The 20630-nt window shown below is 71.5% G+C and carries 26 protein-coding genes; 14 read left to right on the forward strand and 12 right to left on the reverse strand.

The window, feature by feature from the left end; all coding sequences use genetic code 11:
- Positions 1–141: 141 nt before the first annotated feature.
- The 12 genes from IO36_RS07520 (at position 142) to IO36_RS07565 (ending at position 5723) form a co-directional block, all read left to right on the forward strand.
- A complete protein-coding gene (locus IO36_RS07520; RefSeq protein ID WP_037617492.1) occupies positions 142–492 on the forward strand; it encodes a gas vesicle protein GvpO in 351 nt (116 codons plus the stop codon).
- A 27-nt stretch (positions 493–519) separates the two neighbouring features.
- Positions 520–987 carry a gas vesicle structural protein GvpA gene (locus IO36_RS07525; RefSeq protein WP_209441160.1) on the forward strand — a complete coding sequence of 156 codons (468 nt, stop codon included), beginning with the start codon at positions 520–522 and terminating at the stop codon, positions 985–987.
- 3 nt (positions 988–990) lie between these two features.
- Positions 991–1704 carry a GvpL/GvpF family gas vesicle protein gene (locus tag IO36_RS07530; RefSeq protein ID WP_037617495.1) on the forward strand — a complete coding sequence of 238 codons (714 nt, stop codon included), beginning with the start codon at positions 991–993 and terminating at the stop codon, positions 1702–1704.
- A 10-nt stretch (positions 1705–1714) separates the two neighbouring features.
- The gene (locus IO36_RS07535) at positions 1715–1966 is read left to right on the forward strand and encodes a gas vesicle protein GvpG (RefSeq protein WP_037617498.1); all 252 of its coding nucleotides are present in this window, start codon (positions 1715–1717) and stop codon (positions 1964–1966) included.
- A 66-nt stretch (positions 1967–2032) separates the two neighbouring features.
- Positions 2033–2446, forward strand: coding sequence for a gas vesicle protein (locus IO36_RS07540; RefSeq protein ID WP_051900138.1), 414 nt, complete (start codon positions 2033–2035; stop codon positions 2444–2446).
- 5 nt (positions 2447–2451) lie between these two features.
- Positions 2452–3477, forward strand: a complete 1026-nt coding sequence (locus IO36_RS07545) for a GvpL/GvpF family gas vesicle protein (protein ID WP_078943097.1) — start codon at positions 2452–2454, stop codon at positions 3475–3477.
- Positions 3474–3746, forward strand: coding sequence for a gas vesicle protein (locus tag IO36_RS07550; protein ID WP_037617499.1), 273 nt, complete (start codon positions 3474–3476; stop codon positions 3744–3746). The genes IO36_RS07545 and IO36_RS07550 overlap by 4 nt, the downstream gene beginning before the upstream one ends.
- Positions 3743–4156, forward strand: a complete 414-nt coding sequence (locus IO36_RS07555) for a gas vesicle protein K (RefSeq protein WP_037617502.1) — start codon at positions 3743–3745, stop codon at positions 4154–4156. The genes IO36_RS07550 and IO36_RS07555 overlap by 4 nt, the downstream gene beginning before the upstream one ends.
- A 193-nt stretch (positions 4157–4349) precedes the next feature.
- Positions 4350–4487, forward strand: a complete 138-nt coding sequence (locus tag IO36_RS47985; protein WP_245173160.1) for a hypothetical protein — start codon at positions 4350–4352, stop codon at positions 4485–4487.
- An 11-nt stretch (positions 4488–4498) separates the two neighbouring features.
- The gene (locus tag IO36_RS47990) at positions 4499–4693 is read left to right on the forward strand and encodes a hypothetical protein (RefSeq protein WP_245173161.1); all 195 of its coding nucleotides are present in this window, start codon (positions 4499–4501) and stop codon (positions 4691–4693) included.
- Positions 4694–4770: 77 nt separating this feature from the next.
- The gene (locus tag IO36_RS47995) at positions 4771–5157 is read left to right on the forward strand and encodes a hypothetical protein (protein ID WP_245173162.1); all 387 of its coding nucleotides are present in this window, start codon (positions 4771–4773) and stop codon (positions 5155–5157) included.
- A gap of 23 nt (positions 5158–5180) precedes the next feature.
- Complete coding sequence (locus IO36_RS07565; RefSeq protein ID WP_037617505.1) at positions 5181–5723, forward strand: SMI1/KNR4 family protein; 543 nt, start codon at positions 5181–5183, stop codon at positions 5721–5723.
- Positions 5724–5766: 43 nt separating this feature from the next.
- On the opposite strand, the gene IO36_RS07570 is transcribed toward IO36_RS07565, so the two are convergent.
- The 6 genes from IO36_RS07570 to IO36_RS07595 form a co-directional block, all read right to left on the reverse strand.
- Positions 5767–7800 carry a beta-galactosidase gene (locus IO36_RS07570; RefSeq protein ID WP_037617507.1) on the reverse strand — a complete coding sequence of 678 codons (2034 nt, stop codon included), beginning with the start codon at positions 7798–7800 and terminating at the stop codon, positions 5767–5769.
- On the reverse strand, positions 7797–9122 hold the full coding sequence (locus IO36_RS07575; RefSeq protein ID WP_037617510.1) for a glycoside hydrolase family 36 protein: 1326 nt from the start codon (positions 9120–9122) through the stop codon (positions 7797–7799). The genes IO36_RS07570 and IO36_RS07575 overlap by 4 nt, the downstream gene beginning before the upstream one ends.
- A 50-nt stretch (positions 9123–9172) precedes the next feature.
- Complete coding sequence (locus IO36_RS07580; protein ID WP_037617511.1) at positions 9173–10069, reverse strand: carbohydrate ABC transporter permease; 897 nt, start codon at positions 10067–10069, stop codon at positions 9173–9175.
- Complete coding sequence (locus tag IO36_RS07585; protein ID WP_037618411.1) at positions 10066–11046, reverse strand: carbohydrate ABC transporter permease; 981 nt, start codon at positions 11044–11046, stop codon at positions 10066–10068. The genes IO36_RS07580 and IO36_RS07585 overlap by 4 nt, the downstream gene beginning before the upstream one ends.
- An 8-nt stretch (positions 11047–11054) precedes the next feature.
- The gene (locus IO36_RS07590) at positions 11055–12365 is read right to left on the reverse strand and encodes an ABC transporter substrate-binding protein (RefSeq protein ID WP_037617512.1); all 1311 of its coding nucleotides are present in this window, start codon (positions 12363–12365) and stop codon (positions 11055–11057) included.
- Positions 12366–12993: 628 nt separating this feature from the next.
- Positions 12994–13986, reverse strand: coding sequence for a LacI family DNA-binding transcriptional regulator (locus IO36_RS07595; RefSeq protein ID WP_245173164.1), 993 nt, complete (start codon positions 13984–13986; stop codon positions 12994–12996).
- Between the two features lie 386 nt (positions 13987–14372).
- Here IO36_RS07595 and IO36_RS07600 point away from each other — a divergent pair, with 386 nt between their 5' ends.
- A complete protein-coding gene (locus tag IO36_RS07600; protein WP_051900142.1) occupies positions 14373–15530 on the forward strand; it encodes a hypothetical protein in 1158 nt (385 codons plus the stop codon).
- A 346-nt stretch (positions 15531–15876) separates the two neighbouring features.
- Here the strand turns inward: IO36_RS07600 and IO36_RS07605 are convergent, their stop codons facing one another.
- The 4 genes from IO36_RS07605 to rpmG form a co-directional block, all read right to left on the reverse strand.
- Positions 15877–16482: a GOLPH3/VPS74 family protein gene (locus tag IO36_RS07605; protein WP_037618416.1), complete on the reverse strand. Its 606-nt coding sequence runs from the start codon at positions 16480–16482 to the stop codon at positions 15877–15879.
- 626 nt (positions 16483–17108) lie between these two features.
- Entirely contained in the window at positions 17109–17231 is a 123-nt protein-coding gene (ykgO, locus tag IO36_RS07610) for a type B 50S ribosomal protein L36 (RefSeq protein ID WP_037617513.1), read from the reverse strand.
- A gap of 41 nt (positions 17232–17272) precedes the next feature.
- Complete coding sequence (locus IO36_RS07615; protein WP_037617515.1) at positions 17273–17533, reverse strand: type B 50S ribosomal protein L31; 261 nt, start codon at positions 17531–17533, stop codon at positions 17273–17275.
- A gap of 77 nt (positions 17534–17610) precedes the next feature.
- Positions 17611–17775, reverse strand: coding sequence for a 50S ribosomal protein L33 (gene rpmG / locus IO36_RS42965; RefSeq protein WP_051900145.1), 165 nt, complete (start codon positions 17773–17775; stop codon positions 17611–17613).
- A gap of 362 nt (positions 17776–18137) precedes the next feature.
- On the opposite strand from rpmG, the gene IO36_RS46735 reads away from it, so the two are divergent.
- A complete protein-coding gene (locus IO36_RS46735; protein ID WP_158997264.1) occupies positions 18138–18293 on the forward strand; it encodes a hypothetical protein in 156 nt (51 codons plus the stop codon).
- Between the two features lie 353 nt (positions 18294–18646).
- Here IO36_RS46735 and IO36_RS07620 read toward each other — a convergent pair whose 3' ends face one another.
- Both IO36_RS07620 and IO36_RS46740 read right to left on the reverse strand, forming a co-directional pair.
- A complete protein-coding gene (locus tag IO36_RS07620; RefSeq protein WP_245173166.1) occupies positions 18647–19381 on the reverse strand; it encodes a DUF4232 domain-containing protein in 735 nt (244 codons plus the stop codon).
- A 281-nt stretch (positions 19382–19662) separates the two neighbouring features.
- On the reverse strand, positions 19663–20547 hold the full coding sequence (locus IO36_RS46740) for a hypothetical protein (RefSeq protein WP_158997266.1): 885 nt from the start codon (positions 20545–20547) through the stop codon (positions 19663–19665).
- Positions 20548–20630: the final 83 nt, after the last annotated feature.

Here is a 20630-nt window from a genome sequence, read left to right on the forward strand (position 1 = left end):
GCGCTACCAGCCCCTGGGCCACGCGCTCGACGGGGCGGCCTCAGGGCACGTCATCCACACCTGACGCCCCAAGTACCCCTATATGATGAGATTGCACGCTTTTATCCAAGTACGGCGTCCATTACGACGACCGGAGACACCATGGCCGCAGCAGAGCCCGCCAAACGGCGACCGAGCGCCGAGGGCGGTGCCGCGCGCCGGCGGCCCGCGGCGGAGCGTGCGACCCCCTCACGCTCCGGAGGCGCGGCCCGGGCCATCCGTTCGGCGGTGGAACAACTGGACACCCTGCTGGGCCGTACCCCCGAGTCCGTTTCCGCGATCAGACCCACGGACGACGGTTGGGAGGCGGATGTGGAGGTACTCGAGCTGGAGCGCGTTCCCGAGACCACCAGCGTGATGGCCACGTACCGAGTGAGCCTGGACAAGAAGGGCGATCTGGTGGCCTACGAGCGGAAGCGCCGCTATACGCGCGGACAGATCGACCGGCGCTGAAACACCACGCCGGTGAAGGGAGGCACCATGACTATGGTGCCGCAGAGTAGTGGCAACCTCGCCCGGAGCGGCGGATCCGGCACTCTCTACGACGTTCTTGAACTCATTCTCGACCGCGGGCTCGTCATCGACGTCTTCATCCGTGTGTCCCTCGTGGGCATCGAGATCCTGAAGATCGACATACGCATCGTCGTGGCCAGCGTCGACACCTACCTGCGCTTCGCCGAGGCGTGCAACCGCCTCGACCTCGAATCCGGCAACAAAGCACCGTCCAAGCTCACCGACATCGTCGGCGACACCCTGGAATCCGGCGCGAAGGGCAAGTCCAAGGGAGCCCTGAGCGGCGCCGCCGAGGCGGTCACCGACACCATCCGGGGAGTGACGGGCAAGGGCGACGACGAGGACGAGCCGGAGGAGGAGACGACGGAACGACGGCGGCGGCCTGCCAAACGATCCTCCCGGCGGGAGCGCAGCACGTCCCGCGCGGAGGAGTGAGCCATGGCCGTATACATCTACTCGATCACGTTCAAGGATCATCCGCTGCGCCTCGACGGGCTCGAAGGGGTCGGCGCTTCGGCCTCCCCGCTGCGCACGGTGACCGCGGGGCCGCTCTGCGCGGTCGTGAGCGACGCACCGGAGGAACTGCGCCCCAAACGCCGAGACATCGGCCGACACCAGGAGGTGCAGCAGCGCCTGCTGGCGGACGGCACCGTGCTGCCCCTCCGGTTCGGCTACACCGCGCCGGACGAGGACACGGTCAAGCAGACACTGGAGGAGCGCGGCGACGAGTTCGCCGACCGACTGCGCCTGCTGGAGGGCTGCGTCGAGTACAACCTGAAGGCGTCGCAGGACGAGGAGATGCTGCTGCGGGAGATCCTCACGGATTCGGAGCAGGCCCGGCAGCTCAACGACGACATCCGCGCCGGCACGGCGGCTCCCGACACGGCCGTACGGCTCGGCGAGATGGTCGCCAACGAGGTCCGGGCCCGGCAGGAGGCACTGGCCTCGGGCGTGATCGAGGCGCTCCGCCCGTTCGCCCGGGAGATCGACTCCTCTCCGCCCACCGGTACAGACTTCCTCAACGTCTCGTTCCTGGTGAGCGACGAGCAGGACGAACTCTTCCTCGCCACGGAGCTGAGCCTGGCGCACCAGATGGGCGAGGGGTTCGAGTTCCGGCTCAACGGCCCCCTCCCTCCGTACAGCTTCATCTGATGGAGACGTCATGGGCCTGTTCACGCAACTCGTCACGCTTCCCCTGGCACCCGTGCGCGGAGTCGCCTGGGTGATGGACAGGGTGCTGGAGGCCGCGGAGGACGAGTACTACGACCCAACGCCGATACGGCTCCAACTCGCCGATCTGGAAAGCCAGTTGAACGCCGGTGAGATCGACGAGGAGACGTTCGACCGGGTCGAGGACCAACTGCTCGACCGACTGGACGAGATCAGGGCGTACCAACAGGGCGTACCACCCTGACCGGCCCGATCCCGATCGCTTCCCGCGCATCCCGGCCCTGACCCGGGCGAACTCGAGGACACCGTCGTGAGTCAACCGCTCTCCAACCGCCTGGGCGACTATCCGTCCCGGGCCACACCGCAGTACGCGCAGGGCTCGTCCGCCAATCTCGCCGACATCCTGGAACGTGTCCTGGACAAGGGCATCGTCATCGCGGGCGACATACGGATCAACCTCCTCGACATCGAACTGCTCACGGTCAAGATCCGGTTGCTGGTCGCCTCGGTCGACAAGGCCAGGGAGATGGGCATCGACTGGTGGGAACACGACCCCTCGCTGTCGTCGCGCGCCACGGACGAGCGGTCGCTGACCGAGCAGAACCGCCGGCTGCGGGCCGAGCTGAACGCCCTGCGCCGGGAACGGGGCATCCCCGAGGTGGACGCGGAACCGCGCGCCCCCTCCCGCCCGCGGGCCGATCGCGATGACGACGACGCCGAGTGAACGCGATGACGACGTCTTCGAGTGAACCGGTCACCTACGCGTACGCCGTGGCACGCGCGCACCCGGACCTGGCGGCCTCCCTGACCGGACGCGTGGGCGTGACCGGCGCCCCGGTCCGTCTGATCACCGAGGGCGCCGGGGAGGAGGGGGCCGGGGAGATCGTGCTCGTGGTGAGCCAGGTGCCGGCCGCGGACTTCGGCGAGGCGGGGCTCCGACGGCACCTCGAGGACCTGGACTGGCTGGAGGCGGTCGCGCGGGCGCACCACGCGGTCGTCGAGGGGGTCGCGGCCCGTACCCCCGCTCTCCCGCTGCGGCTGGCGACCGTGTACCTCGACGACGGCAGTGCGCGCGCGATGCTGCGCTCGGCGGTGCGGCTGTTCACCGAACGCCTGGATCACCTCGCCGACCAGGTCGAATGGGGAGTGAAGATCTACGTCGAGGCGACCGCGGACTCCTCCGGGGCGTCCTCCGCCGAGGACGCTTCGGAGCCCGCCCCGGCCTCCTCGGGGGCGGACCTCACGCCGGGTCGCGCCTACCTCAGGGCCCGACGACGGCAGCGCAACGACCGGGAGGCCGCTTACCGGGCCGCTCAGGAGGCGGCCGAGCGCGTGGCGGTCGTGGCCCGAGCCCACGCGACCGACCGGGCGGCCCACCGGCCCCAGCAGGGCGTCCTCGCGGGCGACACGGGAGAGAACGTGTTCAACGACGCGTTCCTGGTGCCGCGCGGGCACAGCGAGGCGTTCCGTACGGAGGCGGCCGACGCCGGCCGGGGCCTGGCGGGGGTCCGCGTGGAGGTCACGGGCCCCTGGGCCCCGTACTCCTTCGCCGTACCCCAGGACGCCCCGCCGGACACGGACACCACGACCGGGGCACCCACGGACCGGCCCGGCACCCCCGGAGCAACGGACCCGCCCGGCACACCGGGCAGCGACGGCGACGGCAACACAGGTGACGCCGGCAACGGCAGCGACAGCGACAGCACCCGTGACGGCAGCGACAGGGGCGGCACCGCACGAGGTGGCCCGCCATGACCGAGACCGCCGACCCGGTGCGCGCAGCGCCCGTCGCACCCGTCGCGCCCGTCGCGCCCGTCGCCGAACCGCTGGCGGACCGTCAGGTCGCGCTCGTCGACCTGCTGGACCGGCTTCTCGCCGGAGGGGTGGTCCTGGCCGGTGACGTGGTCCTGTCCGTCGCCGACATCGATCTCGTCCGCGTCTCGCTGCGCGCGCTGATCGTGTCCGTAGGCCCGGACAATCCGTCGCCCTTCGAGCACTCCGGTCCCCCCGCGAGGCGGCCATGACGGCTGACGGCGACGGCGCCCCGGGACCCGCGGATCCCCTGGAAGCGGCGGCCGAGGCCGCGGCGCGCGCCTTCCGGCTGCTCCCGGCCGGGCCCGCGGACACCCCGGCACCGGACGACCGGGGCCACCGGGTGGCCGGGCGGATCAACACCGACCCCGAAACGGTGGAACGCGATCTGCTGCGACTGGTCCTGACACTGGTCGAACTCCTGCGCCAGGTCATGGAACGGCAGGCGCTGCGCCGGGTGGACCAGGGCGACCTCAGCGAGGAGGACGAGGAGCGGCTGGGCGAGACCCTGATGGTCCTGCACGACCGGATGGCGGCCCTGTGCGAGAGCCACGGCCTCACCCTGGAGGACCTCAACCTCGACCTCGGCCCCTTGGGCCCACTACTGCCCCCGCCCGGCTGACCGGGCAGACGTTCCCCGCTCTCGGTTGTCCACGTCCCATCGCCGTACCCGCGCACGAAGCGGCGTCGGGGTTGCGCACGGTAGGGCATCACACGACGAAGCCGCTGGCGGACTTCAGGCATCAGCGGCACGACCTGGGGGCGCTGGGAGCGCTGGGTCGTTGCTGGGGGCGAAGGCCGAGATAGCGAAAGGCATGACCACCCTCTCCGGGCTGGTCGAGCAGCTGGAAGAGGAATGGCGGGCGGAGGCGAAGCTGATCGGTGAGGTGTCCGACGCCTTCGATCTGCTGGACGTGCTGTTGGCAGCCCAGGCCCCCACGCAGAGGGGCTGAGCCGTCGCGTCATGGTGGATCTGAACCCGCTTCACTACATCGACAAGTTCAACCCGATGTTCGGCGCCTCGGTCGCCGGCGGCCTGGAGTTCCTGGGCATCTCCGATCCAGCGGCGGATCCGGACGGGGACGGGAGATCGCGAAGAGATGGCGGCGTCTGTCGAAAGGGCTGGAGGACGCGTCAACCGCCGCTGGCCGGGCCGTAGCTGGAGTGAGATGGGAGGGAGAGGCTGCCAATGCCTTCCACAAACGGTCCAAGGCCGCCGTCACGAGAGCAATGGACATGGCGCACTCACTGCGGGAAGGCGCGAAGGCGCTGGACGACTTCGCGGACAAGGCGCACGAGCTGCTGTCCGAGATCGGCGTGATCCTCGCGGAGATCGTCGAGTTCGAGATCGCGGGCCTGGCCCTGTCGGTCCTCACAGCGGGCGCGTCGGAGGTGGCGTCGAACCTGATGGCCGGTGAGCGGGCGCTGAAGGTGGTGGCGCTGGTCGGCCGCGTCGAAGAGGAGGAAACAGCTCTCGGTTCCGCAGTGCGCGGGACGATGGAGGTCGTCCGGGGCGTGGAGCGGGCCCTGAAGACGCCGAAAGAGGTCCGGGGTGTCGCAGCCGCCGGAAAGATGGCGATGGACGGCGCGAAGTTCTCCGCTTTCGAGACACCCAAGCGCTAGCACCGCTATAGAAAGGTCCCGCCATGCACCCGGCAGTGGAACGCCTGCTCAAGATCCTCCCTCCGGGCACTCCGCCACGCTCACGCGACTGGGCGGCGGTCGAGCGGAGGCTCGGCACATCTCTGCCGGACGACTACAAGGACCTCGTCGAGACCTACGGGGGCGGCGTCTTCGACGAGACCGTCTGGCTCCTCGACCCGGAGTGCCCCGACGAGGACTACAACCTCCTGTCCCAGCACACGGCACGCGCCGAGATCCTCGCCGACCTGTGGCGGACCGAAGCGAAACCGACGGCGCTCCAGGACGAGGCGGAGGCACAGGTCGTGCCCTGGGCGTACGTCGAGGACAGCGGCGCCTACCTGTACTGGCTGCGGCGGCCGTCGCAGAAACCGGAGGAGTGGACCGTCCTGCTCAACGAAGGCCGAGGCCCCGAATGGGAGAGCCACGCCGAATCCTGCGCAACCTTCCTCCTGGCCGTCCTGACGGGCGAGGCCAGGACCGAGTACTTTCCCGACCTCCCCTCCGACAGCCATCAGTTCGACTCCAACGACGACATCCTGGCGTGACGACCGGTGGAGGCGACCGGGAACCGCCTCCACCGTCCGTGGGTTAAGCCGCCGTCACCCGTGGCTCCCGCACCACGGCGATCTCGCCGGGATCGACCCGCACCGTGCCCGACAGGGGCTTGCCGGTGAGGAGTTCGGTGGCGTTCGGGGGGACGGGGATCTCGGCGCCGCGGCCCGCGTGGTCGATGTGGAACACGTAGTCGGCGTCCACGCCGCGGCGGCGGACCGTCTCCACCCCCGGCGGGGTGTCCCCGGCGTCCGCGATGCCCGCCTCGGTGCGGACGCGGCCCAGCAGTGTGGCCAGGGTGTCCGGGTCGGGGAAGGTCGCCAGGTACCAGGCGGTGCCCCGGCCCCGGGCGTTCCGGGTCACCGCCGGGACCCCGGCCAGGGGGCCGTCCGCGTAGGTGGCGACCGCCTCGGCGCCGTCCAGCCGCACGCGTTCCGACCACAGGGTGGCCGTGGCCCCCGTGGGCACCTGTCCGGTCAGCCCGGACGACTCGCCCGGGAGCAGCGGGAAGACCTCGTCGCTGCGGACGCCGAGGACCTCGCGGAACGCGCCGGGGTAACCGCCCAGTCTGATGTGGCAGTTCTCGTCGACGGCGCCGCTGTGGAAGCCGACCGCGAGGGTGCCGCCGCGCTCGACGTGCCCGGCCAGGTTCGCGGCCCCGGCCTCGTCGACGAGGTAGAGGCTCGGGGCGAGGACCAGGCGGTAGGCCGAGAGGTCCGCGTCCGGGCGGACGAAGTCGACGGCCACGCCGGACCGCCACAGCGGCTCGTACCAGGCACGGACCAGGTCCTTGTAGCTCAGGTCGCCGCTGGGCTGGGAGGGCAGTTCGAGGGCCCAGCGGGCGTTCCAGTCCCAGACGACGGCGACCTCGGCGACCCCCGTGCTGCCGCGCACCTCGGCCAGGGCCTTGAGGTCGGCGCCGAGGCGGACCACGTCCTGCCAGATGCGGCTGTCCGTGCCCGCGTGCGGGAGCATCGCCGAGTGCCACTGCTCGGCGCCCGCCTTCGCGGCCCGCCACTGGAAGTAGGCGATGCCGTCGGCGCCGTGGGCCACGTGGGACAGCGCGTTGCGCCGCATCTCCCCGGGGACCTTGGCGCGGTTGACGGGCTGCCAGTTCACGGCGCCGGTGGAGTGCTCCATGAGCAGCCAGGGCCCGCCGGCCAGCGACCGGGTCAGATCGCCGCAGAGGGCGACGTCGATCTCGGAGGCCGGGTCGGCGGACATCAGGTAGTGGTCGTTGGAGACGATGTCGAGCTCCGGGGCCCACCGCCAGTAGTCGAGCGCGTCGAAGACGTCCATCACCATGAAGTTGGTGGTGGCCGGTGTCGAGGGCGCGGCGGCGCGCAGGAGGTCGCGCTCCGCCGTGTACAGCGAGAGCAGTTCGTCGGAGCAGAAGCGGCGCCAGTCGAGCTGGTGCGTGGGGTTGGGGACGGCGCCGGTGGCGCGGGGCGGCAGGACCTCCTCCCAGTCGTAGTACCACTGGCTCCAGAACGTGGTGCCCCAGGCGTGGTTGAGGGCCGCCAGGTCGTCGTCGTAGCGGTCGCGCAGCCAGCGGCGGAAGGCTCCGGCGCTGGTGTCGCAGTAGCAGGCGGCGTTGTGACAGCCGTACTCGTTGTGGATGTGCCACATCACCACGGCCGGGTGTCCGGCGTAGCGTTCGGCGAGGGCCGCCGTGACGCGCAGGGCGGCCGTGCGGTAGGCGGGGCTGCTCGGGCAGAACGTCTGCCGGCTGCCGTACGTCAGGGTGCGCCCGTCCCGGTCGACCGGGAGCGCCTCGGGGTGCGCGCGGAAGAACCAGGCGGGCGGCGCGGCCGTGGGGGTGGCGAGATCGGCGGCGATGCCGTTCTCGTGGAGGAGGCCGAGGATCCGGTCCATCCGGTCGAAGTCGTACACGCCCTCGGACGGTTCCACGAGGGCCCAGGCGAAGATGCCGACGCTGACCATGGTGACGCCGGCCTCGCGCATCAGGCGCATGTCCTCGGCCCAGGTCTCCTCGGGCCACTGTTCGGGGTTGTAGTCGCCGCCGTAGACGATGCCGGGGACGGACAGGGTGCGTTCGGGGGTGGTCATGCGGCCCCTCCGGAGGACAGCAGGCGGCGGGTGGTGGCCACGCCCCACTCGTCGAGGGACAGCAGCCGGTCGCTGGAGGCCATCAGGCCGTCGGTGGCCTCGACATGGGCCGCCCAGCGTTCGCGGGTCTCGACGGCGGGCCGGGCCATCAGGCAGTCGGGGTCGTTGGTCCACAGGCGCCGGTGCTGCCACTGGCGGCCCTCGCCGGTGAACTCGGCGGCGTCCTGGCCCGGCTGGCTGTAGTCGTCGGCCTCGGGGCGCCGGTGCGGGGCCGTGTCGGGGCTGACCCGCATCGCGTCGAACAGGCCGATGGACGGCAGGACCGGGGCTCCGCAGCCGAGGAGGTAGGCGTCGGGGCCGATGGCCTCGCGGATCAGGGCGATGCCGTCGCGGTAGGCGGTCAGCGCGTCGGCTCCGGAGTGCCGTACGCCGTCCAGGGCGCCCGCGTAGAGGAAGTCGGTCTTGAAGTAGTCGTAGCCCTCGTCGCGCAGGGTGGTGAAGACCTCGGAGAGATACGCCCGGGCCTCGGGGTGGGTGGTGTCGAGGGCGTACAGGTCGTGGTTCCAGTTGTGGCCCGCGTGCAGGGGCGCGCCGTCCGCGTCGTGGACCAGCCACTCGGGGTGCCGCGCGGCGAGTTCGCTGTGCGGGGCGACGAGGAACGGGGCGGTCCAGATGCCGGCGCGGCGGCCGCGCTCCCGGATGGCGGCGGCCATGGCCGCGCGGGAACGGAAGCGGCCGGAGAGGGTGAGCCAGTCACCGAGCGCGCTCTGGTAGCCGTCGTCGATCTGGACGACGTCGACGGGCAGGTCGAGGGTGTCCATCGCGCGGAGGTTCTCGTGGATGTCGTCCTCGGTGACAGCGGTGAAGTACTCGTACCAGGAGCACCACACCGTGGGCGCGGGGAGCGGCACGGGAAGCGCGAGGGCCTCGGCCCAGGCGGCGAGCGCGCCCTGGATCCCGTCCGGCCCGGGGTGGGAGGACTCGGTGACGGGGCCGTCGGCGGTGATCTCGGCCCGGCCGTCCCGGACGGTCAGCCGGATCGAGGGGACGGCCCCCGCCGGGTCCGGGGCCGCCCACAGGCGGACCGGGGAACCGTCGCCAGGGTCCAGCGCGAGCAGTCCCTCGCCCTGGAAGGTGCCGGGCGGCACGCTGCGGCCGGGCCGGTAGCAGACGGTCGCCCAGTTGTCGTTCGTCGGGCGGTACGGGGTCGCGTCGAGGGCGTAGGAGCCGCTGGGGCTCCATGACTGCCAGCCCTCCTCGTGGACCCGCGCGGTGCTCGGGTCCACGGGGACGGAGGCTACGGGGGTGAAGGCTTGGGACACGTCGTTCTCTTTCACGTGGAGCCGCCTGGAGTCTTTCGGGTGGTGTCGTCTCAGCTCTTGTTGGCGCCGAGGGTCAGACCGCTGACGAACTGCCGCTGGAGCGCGAAGTACACGACGAGCGTGGGGATCGCGGTGAGCAGGGCGCCGGAGGCGACCAGGTTGGGGTCCGTGAAGTACTGGCCGGAGAGGTTGTTCAGGGCCGAGGTGATGGGCATGTTCTCGCCGGTCGAGATCAGGACGAGGGCCCAGAAGAAGTCGTTGTAGATCCAGATCGACAGCAGGGTCGCCAGGGCGGCCATCGCCGGCTTGCACAGCGGCAGGGTGATCTGCCAGTAGAGCCGCCACACGGACGCCCCGTCCACGAGCGCGGCCTCGGTCAGTTCGTGCGGCAGCGAGCGCATGTAGTTGCTGAGCACGAACGCGCAGAACCCGGACTGGAAGGCCACGTGGATCAATACCAGGCCGAGCGCGGAGTCGTAGAGCTTGCCGCTCTGGGTGATGCCCGGCAGGTCGGTGAGCAGGTACATCCGGTACAGCGGGGTGATGATGACCTGCTGCGGGAGCAGGTTGCCGGCCGTGAAGACCAGCAGCAGCGCGAGGTTGAGCCGGAAGTCGAAGCGGCTGACGTAGAAGGCGACCATCGACGACAGGAACAGCGTGAGCAGGACGGCCGGCACCGCGATGAGCAGGGTGTTGACGAAGTAGTGCGTCATGTCCGACTGCACGAACGCGTTCTTGAAGTTGTCGAAGTTCAGGGTGTCCGGCCAGGACACGTAGCCCTTGGTGCTGGTCTCGCCGTACGGGCGCAGGGCCGAGAACATCGCCCACAGCAGCGGGGCGAGCCAGGCGAGCGCGGTGCCGGCGAGGAAGACGTGCAGGAGCACGCGGGCGGGGCGGACGGGTGCGCGCCGCTCGGGCGCCCCGGACGCGAGGGTGGGGGCGCTCATGATCGCCGCTCCTTCCGGAAGGTGGCCACCAGGTAGGGGACGATCACGACCAGCGAGATGACCAGCAGGACCACCGCGATGGCGGACCCGTACCCGATGCGGCTGGACTCGCCGATGATGTTGTTGGTCACCAGGATCGAGAGCAACTCGGTTCCCTGGGCGCCCTTGTTGAAGACGAAGACCAGGTCGAAGGCGCGCAGGGCCTCGATGATGGTGACGACCAGGACGACCGTGTTGGTGGGGCGCAGGGTCGGGAAGATGACGTTCTTGAACGTCTGCCATTCGTTGGCGCCGTCCAGCGCGGAGGCTTCCCTGAGCGAGGGGTCGACGCCCTTGAGGCCGGCCAGGTAGAGGATCATCATGTAGCCGGTGTGCCGCCAGGAGGCGGCGACGAGGACGGCCCACAGGTTGAGGTCGGGGTCGCCGATCCAGTCGATGTAGTGACCGGGCTTGTTGGCGCCGATGAGGCTGTTGATGAGGCCCGTGTCCGGGTTGTAGACGAGCTGCCAGACGAAGCCGATGCAGGCCATCGAGATGACGACCGGCAGGAAGAACGCGGTCTGGTAGACGCGGCTGAAGCGGATGTTCTTGTCCAGTTGCACGGCGAGGAAGAGGCCGAGCGGTGTGGGGATCAGGATGAGGACGACGAACCAGATGATGTTGTGCTGGACGGCGGGCCAGAACTGCGGGTTGTCGTTGAAGAGTTGCTTGAAGTTCTCCAGGCCGACCCATTTGATCGAGTCGAAACCGATGCCGTCCCAGGTGGTGAAGGCGAGGGCGATGGAGGCGAGGGCGGTGACCCAGACGAGGGCCACGTGCAGGACCGTGGGCACGCCCGCCATGAGGGCGAGCGTGAACCGGTCACGGCGGGTCAGCAGACGGCGGCGGCCGCGTGCGGCCCGCTTCGGCGCGGGGGCAGCGCCCGGAGGCGGCACGCTGGCCGCCTCCGGGGACTTCGTGGTGCTGTCGGTGGTCATGAGGTCGCTCACGAGGTCGCGAAGATCTGCTTCTTCTGGCGCTCGATGGACGCCAGCAGACCGTCCACGCCCTTGGGGTTCTGGAGGAACTTCTGGAGTCCGGGCTGCATCACCGTCGCGGTGAAGTCCGGCCGGGAGTCGCGGTCCATGAACTGGGTCAGGGACTTGGCACCCCCGATCATGTCGAAGGCCTTCTTCTGGAGCGGCGAGTACGCGGAGGTGTCGGCCTTGCTGGACGCGGCGACCACGCTCGGGTCGCCCTTGAGGTAGAGCTCCTCGGCGGCCGGGCTGCCCATGTACTCGAGCAGCTTGAGGACACCGGCGTGGTTCTTGGGGGCCTTGCTGACCATGAGACCGTCGGTGGGCGCCTCCACGGTGTCCTGACCGTACGCGGAGTCGATCTCCGGGAACGGGAAGAAGTCGAGGTCGTCCAGGTCGTCCTTGTTGGTGAACTGCTGGGCCACGAAGGTGCCGAGGAGGTACATGCCGGCCTTCTTGGCCACCAGCGTCTGCGCGGCGTCCTGCCAGGTGCGGCCCATGAAGCCGTCCTGGTGGTACGGGAGGAGTTCGGCCCAGTGGTCGAAGGTGGCCTTGACCTTGGCGTCGGTCCAGGAGGCCTTGCCCGCCATCAGCTGGACGTGGAAGTCGTAGCCGTTGAGACGGAAGTTGATCTGGTCGAACGTGCCCATCGCCGGCCAGGCGTCCTTGTCGCCGAAGGCGATCGGGACCAGCTTGTCCTTCTTCATCTGCTTGCACAGGGCGATCAGTTCGTCCCAGGTGGTGGGGACCTTGTAGCCGTGCTGCTGGAAGACGCTCTTGCGGTAGAAGACGGCCCACGGGTACGTGGTCATCGGGACGAAGTAGTACTTGCCGTCCTCGCCCTTGCTGAGCTTCTTCATCGCGTCGGGGAAGTTGCCACCGATCTTGTCCCAGACGTCGTCGATGGGCGCGGCGAGCTTCTTGGCGGCGAAGAACTGCATGCGGTACCCGGCGAACCAGTTGAACACGTCGTCCGGGGTGCCCTGCAGATACGAGTTGATCTGCTCCTGGAAGGTGTTGTGGTCCTTGGTGTTCACGTCGACCGTGATGCCGGACTGCTTCTTGAAGGCCGCGTAGACGTCGGCGAAGGCCTTCTTCGGCACGGCGTCGGAGGCGTTGGAGCCGACGGTGACCGTCTTCGGGTCCGCGGCCGCGTCCGTGCTGCCGCAGGCGCTCAGCAGGGGTATGCCGGCGCCGAGGACGGCCGCGCCGCCCATTCCGCGGAGGAGGGTGCGACGGCTGGGCGTCGGGGCGAACGGTCCCGAGAGGGGAAGGTGCATGACGGCTCCTGAGGGCTGGGGCTCGATCGGGTCGGACGGCGAGAGGCCAAATCGATCAGAAACCAACTCGACCGAACAACGTGGGCGTAATGACAGCCTCATGTCGTCACCGCGTCAAGACCTCGCGCCCGCCGTGCCCGAAACGTGACCGATACGTCACGGGTACCGCCTACGCCCATTCACGGCCCGCACGGACAGCCGAAGACCGTGCGGGCACGCGCCCGCGCGAGCCGCCCGGACCAGCCCCCGCCGAGTGCGCGAACCCGTACGAGACGGTCGCGCCGCCCCGTATTGACGCTGTTGGCTTTTGCGACGCGGACACCCAAAAGCAAACATGGAGTGGGTGTTTTTGTTTAGTGGCAGCACAAATCGACTCGGGTGCCGCTCCCCACCGAATCCGACAGATCGGTGGCGTTCACGGGGTCGTCCACCCCTGGCCGGGCCTGTGCCCGCGACTCAGTCTCGCGCAACGTAATCGATTACGCCACAGTCCCTCGACATCGATCCGGCAAAGCCGTGGGGCGGGCAGGGGGCGACGGGAGGAACGGGAGGGGGATGACGGGAGGAGCCTGGAGGGACCGGTGAGGACCTCCGACACGGTCCTGGGCCGAAGCGGCCCGAAGGCGCGTCAGACCGACGCGCGGGCCACGAAGTCCGCGCCGACCCGTACCGTCCTCGGCCGCGTGCGGCCGTCGATCTGCTCCAGCAGGAGGTGGGCGGCCACCCGGCCCACCTCGCGCGCCGGGTACCGGATGGTCGTCAGACGGGGCCGGACGAGCGAGGCGAACTCGATGTCGTCGTGCCCCACCAGGGACACGTCACCGGGGATGTCGAGCCCGAGCCGCTCGGCCGTGTCCATGGCGCCCACGGCCGTGATGTCGTTGCCGCACAGCACCGCCTCGGGCCGGAGCCGCGCGCGCATCAGCCGCTCGAAGCCCTCAGCCCCCGCCTCCCGGGTGTGCTCGCCGTGCACGATGTGCTCCTCGGCGATGTGCAGCCCCGCCTCGACGGCGTGTCTCCTGACACGTTCCAGGCGGGGATCGCCGCCCGCGGCGTCGATCGGTCCGGCAAGGACGCCGATGCGCCGCCGGCCGGTGGCCACCACATGCGCGAGGGCCTCGCGGACGGCGTCGTCGGCGTCGGGGGTCACCAGATCGACGTCCCCGAAGGGCACGTCGGCGCTGACCACCGCGGGGACCCCGGCGGCGCGCAGCACGTCGAAGGCGTCGGCGGACAGCCGGAACGGTGTCATCACGACGCCGGCGAACCGCTGGTGCACCGCCTCGTGCAGCAGCGCCTCCTCCTCGTCCCGCCGCGCTCCCGTACTGCTCACCAGCACGTGGTAGCCGCGGCCGCGCAGTTCGTCCTGGATCGAGCGGGCCAGCAGCGCGTAGAAGGGGTTGGCGATGTCGGGCACGACCAGGGCGACCATGGTGGACTTGCCCGTACGCAGGCTCCGGGCGACGGGGTTGAGACTGAAGCCGAGCTGCTCGATGGCCGCTTCGACCGCCTTGCGGGTCTCCTCCGTGACCGGGCGCTTTCCGCTCAGCACGTACGAGACGGTGGCGGACGAGACTCCCGCGGCCCGCGCCACGTCGCTCATGGTCACCCGCTGCCGCATTCGCGTCCGCCCCTTCTCCGACCGCAACCCTACCGGCGCCCGCACCTCGGCGAGGTCACGGCCGAGCGCGACCCTCCTCGCGTCCCCGCAGGTCCGCGAGCCGCCACCCCCGGCCCACGCCCTTCGCTCCCCTGATACGCGCCCTTCGCTCCCTCTCGGCGCACCGGCCGGGACCACGGCCGCGGGGCTCTCCCGGGCGGGCCGCCCCGGCACGCGGCGGACCGCTCGCATACCTCGCGATGACCCCGATACGGTCAAGCGTCAACGAAACGCCCATAGTCACCCGATGGCGGAGGTCCGTGATCCCAGGGGGCCTCGCCTCCCGGCTCACGGCCAAAGGCGACCATACTGGGAGAGCACACCGCACCCCACCAGCAAAGTGACTCATGCCGAAGTCCTCCACAGAGCGTCCCACCGCCCCGGAAACAGTCTGGCTGGCCGCGGGGCTCCACACCGGCCCCGCCCCGCAGCACGCGCTCCGGGAGCATCTGCGGGAACTGAAGAACAGTGAAAGGATCCAGGACTTCCTGGAGAAGGAGAACCCAGCGACGCCGGAGGACCATGTCTTCGAGGCGCGCTGGTTCGTCGACGGTGACGTCACCGTGCGGGCGCGGCTCGCCACGGACGCACGTCCGCACGTGGACGGCGAGCGGCGCTGGACCCTGGCCGCCGAGGCGGAACGGCCGTGGGACCCCCAGTGGGACTCCCCCGCCGCGCTGCTGTGGCCCGAGCGGAGCGATCTCTCCTGGGACCGTGACGCGGCGGGCGGGCTGCTGCTCCAGGACATCAACCCGCTGCCGAAGGACGACGCGGCGCTGCGCCGGCTGCTCAAGGACATCGCCCGGCACAGCTGGAGCATCAACGTCGTCGTGCACGAGGCCATGACCCCCGACGCCGAGGGCCGGCTCCCGCTGGCCCGGCTGCTGCCCCCGGCGCTGCGGCACCGCCTCGTGGAACACCGGGCCACGCCCGAGCAGTTCCACGCCGTGAACTGGGCGCTCGGCGACCTGGGGACGTCCGTGCCGCGCGGCGGGGCCGTCATCCTGTCCGGCAACCCCGCCAGGACCGGGTTCGACGAGCAGGCGTTCCGGGTACGCAGCGTCTTCCTCGACGGTTCGGAACCGACGGAACTCCTCGACAAGATCGCCCAGTTCGCGGCACTGCCCTGGCCGCTGCCGGACGACGCGGCGACGGCGCTCACGGCGCTGCGCGAGGACTGGCAGTTGCTGACCATGGAGGAGGAACTCGCGCACGCGCGTGCCCTGGTGGCCTCGTACTCCGAGGCCCTGGAGGCCATGACGAAGTCGCGCGATCTGTACCGCGAGGCGACCGAGCTCGCCCACGCGGCGCTCGCCGACATGGCCGAGTACCGCGACGCGGCGTCCGCCGTGCGGGGTACGGCGCAGGGGCAGGACAAGCACCCGCTGACGAAGACGCTTCAGCGCGTCACGGACTCGCTGCTGCCCCGGCGGGCACAGCGCGTGGAGACCCAGCTCCAGCAGGCGCGGGAGAGCGAGCGGCTGGCCCGCGAGGCCTCCGAGTGACGGCGGGCGCGGGGGCGGGGCCCAGGCTCCGCCCCCGCGCCCTCACCGGCGTTCGGAGCCGGGGCCTCCGGTGACAGCCGGGGCGGCTGCCGCGGGCCGGCCCTGCCGGGTGGGCATCGGACGGGCGGGACACTGCCCACGTGCCCTGGACCGTGTCGTTTCGGATCGCCTGGGGCCGGAGCAGCGCACCACGGGGCGTGGTGTTGTCCGTCCGCGTGGCGTGCGTGATCGGGGGTGCGGCGGTGTGTTGTCCATCCGCGTGGCGGCTCTGATCGGGGGGTGCGGCGACGCCGCGAGGTGCCGAGCGAGGCCGCGCGGCCCCGGCCCGGCCCGTCCTCGGGTGCCGTCAGGCGCCGCGCCAGATGTTGGCGAACGCCGCGTTCTCGATGGCCCGGCGCTGGCGGACGGCCTCCAGTTCCATCACCGCGTCGTGCACGGCCACCAGGACCGTGGTCACCGCCTCGTCCTCCACCGAGGAGTTGTCGTCCGGCTGCTCGGACGAGATGCCGACGACCTCGGCGAGCGCCGCGAGGACCGGCTCGTCCGCGGCCCAGCGGTGCATCGCGCGGCTGCGGGCCGGTGAGTCCACCAGTTCCATGCGCTCGCCGCCGAACGGCAGCCGGCTGCGCCGCTGCCGGGTGAGCTGGCCCGCCTGTTCGAGGTCGGTCTGATAGGCCTTGGCCAGATCCCGGCCCCGGCGCCACAGCCAGTCCTCGACCCGCTCGTACGGGACCTGGCGCACGAGCGAGGACGCCGCCTCGCCCAGAAGCCGGTCGTCCGTCGCCGGGGGCCTGGCCGGCGTCATCCTGTCACCGTCCAGGGTGATGACCTCGCCGGCGAGAAGATCGATCACCTCGGCTCCCGCGAGGGCGAGCGACAGGTCGCCCTGCCCCACAGAACGTTCCGGCTCCTTGTCCATCGTGATGATGAACAAGTCCCTGGCCGTGGTCACGAACGGCTCCCCTCGGTGTACCTCGCCCGGCACGACCGTCCCGCACCGGATCCAGCGCATCCACCGCACCGCCCTCCGCGGGCGACCGGGTCGCCCGCGGTGGAAGGGCACGTCACGGTCGTGATCGTAACTCCCGGCGGACCCGTGCGTCATCGAGCCGCGTGCCGCGCGGGCGGGTCGAGAGGCCGCCGCTCCGGGACGGCCTCCGTGATCGCGTCGCCGACCAGGGGCGGGGCTCCGCCCTGTCGTGGCCGTGCTGTCGGCGGAAGGACCACGACAGGGGCATCCGCCGGGCGTGGCCGGGTCGGCCGAGGGCCGGGGACACGGGGGGAGCGAGGGCTGGGGACAAGGGGGCGAGGGCTGAGGCGGCCGGGCCGCGCGACGGCACGCGCGGCCGACCGGCCGAGGACGGCAAAGCCGAGGGCGGGGGCACGGGGGGGTACGTGCGGCCGGTCCGGCAGACAGGCAGGGCACGGGGGTACGCGCGGCCGGTCCGGCCGAGGGGCGGGGGCACGGCGGTACGTGCGGCCGGTCCGGCCGAGGGGCGGGGGCACGCCGGTACGCGCGGCCGGTCCGGCCGACGCTCGGTGCGCCGGCCGGACCGGTGTTCCCTCCCTGATGCGCCGTCAGCCCTGGCGGGCCTTCAGACGCGGGTTCTTCTTGTTCACGACGAAGACCACGCCGCGCCTGCGGACCACCTGGGCCCCCGGCTTGGACTTCAGCGAGCGCAGCGACTTGCGTACCTTCATGGCTCCGGCCTCCTCCTGACGAACTGGGCGCGCTGCGGCGGTCAGGGCCGCCGCGGCGCCGTGCGGCCGTAGCGGCGCTCGAAGCGCTCCACCCGGCCGGCGGTGTCCAGGACCCGCGAGGTCCCGGTGTAGAACGGATGGCTCGCCGACGAGATCTCCACGTCGACGACGGGACGGACGGTACCGTCCTCCCACTCCACGATCTCGGTCGAGCGCGCGGTCGACCGCGTCAGGAACGCGGTTCCGGCGGCGCGGTCCCGGAAGACGACCGGACGGGATACGGGGTGGATGTCGGGCCTCATGCGGTTCCCTCCTCGGTTGCGGACGGGTGCGTGCGCGGGGGCGACGGGCGGGTGGGCCCGGCGCGTCCGGCGCGGGGTCAGCGCTCCTCGCGGAACGTGACGTGCCGGCCGGCCACCGCGTCGTACTTGCGCAGGACGAGCCGGTCGGGGTCGTTCCCGCGGTTCTTGCGCGTCACATACGTGGCGCCGGTCCCGGCTGTCGACTTCAGCGTGACGACGGGGCGCGCGGTGCTGCGTGCCATGAGGCCTCCTTCGTCCACGCACGAGCCTTGACTCGCGCATGCCAATCAGTTACGTGCTCTGTAACAGCGGCCCCGGCGTCGGCATTCCCGACCTCCGCGCGTGACGCGCGACACGCCGGGGCAGCTGCGGTGACGCGTGTGGCGGCAGCCGCGACCCACCGCGGCGGAGGCGGCGGCACGCCGGACCGGTCGCCGGCCGGGCGGAGCGCGTCGGACCGGCTGCAAGCCGGGCAGAGCGCATCGCACGTGGCCAGGCACACGGCGGGGCGACGCGCGAGGCACACGGCCGGACAGAGCCCGGCGCGCCGGAGGAGTGGAGCTTCACCTGAGAGTGGTCCTACACCCGGAGGACGTGGCTGGACGTGATGCCTGCCCAGGGCACCCTGACCCGGCTTCCCGTCGACGCACTGGCCGCCGTCCTCGACGAGGTGGGCGCCGCCGTCGACGCGCTGGGAGGCTGCTCCACGATGTCGTACACGACGGTGGCGCTCACGGCACCGAGAAGCGCCTCGACGTGACGGGCCTGGCGTGATCGACCCGGCATCGCCCACTCAGCGCGACCCACCCCGCCTGACCCACTGAACCCGGCCGACTCGATGCGCCCGCCCCGGTCCGGCACTCCGGACGTCTCCGGGCCGCCGGCGCCCTCCCCGTCCGTGGGTCGGAACGCGGCCCGGTCCATAGGTCCGGCCCTGCGGTCACCCGCACCGCGGCACGAAAACCCGCCGGGAGCACGCGATCCGCGCCCTCGTCCGCTCCCGGGGCCTACGGACCGAGCCGCCGCACTCCCCACTCGGCCCGTGTCCCCGCACACCCACCCGGTGCGCCGGGGCGGCCGAACCGCGGCGGCCACCGGCGCACCGGTGACGGGTCAGGACGGCTTCGTCGCGGTGACCGCGGTGACCGTGACCTTGTTGTCGCACCCGGCCAGCACACCGTCCTCCAGCGCGAGTTGGTTCGCCCCGCTGCCGGGCAGGCCCACCACCAGGGTCGGGTAGGAGACCGGGGTCGAACCGGACTTGCAGTAGCCGTCGGCCTCGCCCTGGACCTGGACGAAGGTCAGCTTGACCCAGGCCTTCGCGGCGGGTGCGAGCACGACCGTGGACGAGGGGCCCGTCCGGGTCACGGTCAGCGGGCGGTTCTTGTCGGGCGAGCCGTTGGCCGCGCCCGCCACGGTCGGGTACCCCTGCAGCACGCAGGACGCTCCGGACATGTTGGTGAACTCGACGATCGCGGCGCCGGTTCCGGTGCCCGGGGGACGCACGGCGGCCTGGTACATGAAGGCCTTCAGGGACTCCGCGGCACACGTCTTCGCCGTCGCCGGTGTCGCGGTGGCGGCCGGGGTCGAGGAGGCCGGGGCCTTGGGGGTGGAGTCGCCCGCCGGCTTCGCCGAGGTTCCCGTCCCGCCGGAGGGCGTGCCGGGCTTCGGGGAGGCGGAGGACGAGGCCGCCGGCTTCGTCGTGCCGCCGCCCACCGGTGTGGCGGTGGAATCCGCCGAGTCCGAGCCCGGCTGACAGGCGGTCATCAGAAGGGTGGCCGCCGACATGGTCGCCATGGCCAGGGCGGCTCCGCGGAAACGCGGTCCGAAGTGCATCCCGTACTGCATGAGGTCCCCCGATAGAGATGGTCGGGCGCCGGTCGTTCACCGGCACTCGTCGCTACAGATCGAGGGACGGCGTGCCCGGTTCACCTGCGGACACGGCTGTGACACGACGGTGACGGACCGGGGATCCGGTCATCGAGGGCCGCAGGTCCGGACGGCGGCCGGGCGCCGACTCCCGAGGCCGGCCGGGCAGAGTCGGCCGGCTCGAACGGCGGCCCGGCGCCGTCTCCCGACACCGGCCGAGCAGGGGCGTGGTGCGCCGGGGGACGGGCCCGGGCCCGAAGTCACGAAGGCGTGCCGGAGAAGGTGAACCGGAACTGCACCACGCCGTCGGTGGTGCCGCCCCGGGCGGTGAGCGAGGCACCGGAGCCGTCGAGGCGGCCCGTGAACGTCGTACCGGCCGCCAGCGCGTGCGGGAAGCCGCCGGGCATCTGGCCGAGGTCGGAGCGGCAGGCGACCAGCAGGCCGGGCCAGTTGAGCAGGTTCAGGACGACGGCTTCGCGGGCGTGCGGGTCCGTGAGGGTGGCGTCCATCCGCCCGCCGGACCAGCCGATGTTCCAGTAGGTCAGCAGGAGGTTCGGATCCCGGTAGTTGCCCGCGAGGTCCTGGCTGGAGACCGTGCTGACCGACGAGGACCAGAAGGACACCGCGCCGGCCTGGGACGGGGCTCCGGCCGCGAACAGCATCGAGAACGGGTTGTTCTCGCTCTGGTCGCCGCCGGTGCGCGGCCGGTCGAGATGGAGCGTGCTGTTCATGGAGTAGGTCCGGCTGCCCGCGAGCCGCCGGGAGCCGTCGGTGGAGCAGTAGTCGTAGACGTCGACGGAGATGCTCGCCGTGCCGCTGTAGGCCTTGCCCCACAGGGCCGAGGCCGCCGAACCGCCCGCCTGGGCCGGTTCCTGCGAGGCGGGCGCCGTCGTGGCCGCCTCCTCGGTGGCCGGGGTCGGCGTCGGCGTCGCCGGGGCGGCGGACGAGGGCGTCGGCTCGGGCGTGGACGGGGCGGCGGACGAAGGTGCCGCCGACGTCAAGGTGCCGGCGGAGGCCGTCGAGGCGGCGGACGCGGCCGCGCCCCCGTGCCCGCACCCGGCGAGGGCCGCGCAGAGCAGCGCCCCGGGGACCGCCGCCGTCAGCCGTCTCCGCGCGCTGCCGGGCATGCTTCTCCCCTGCGTCATGGCGGCCATGACACTCCCCTCCCCATGCCGGGTCACCCCCCACGAGCACCCGGGCAAGGCGGGAGACTACGCCCGACGAGCCT

Origin of the sequence: Streptomyces aureus (assembly GCF_000725495.1) — a bacterium.
In the GTDB taxonomy this organism is placed as follows: domain Bacteria; phylum Actinomycetota; class Actinomycetes; order Streptomycetales; family Streptomycetaceae; genus Streptomyces; species Streptomyces aureus_B.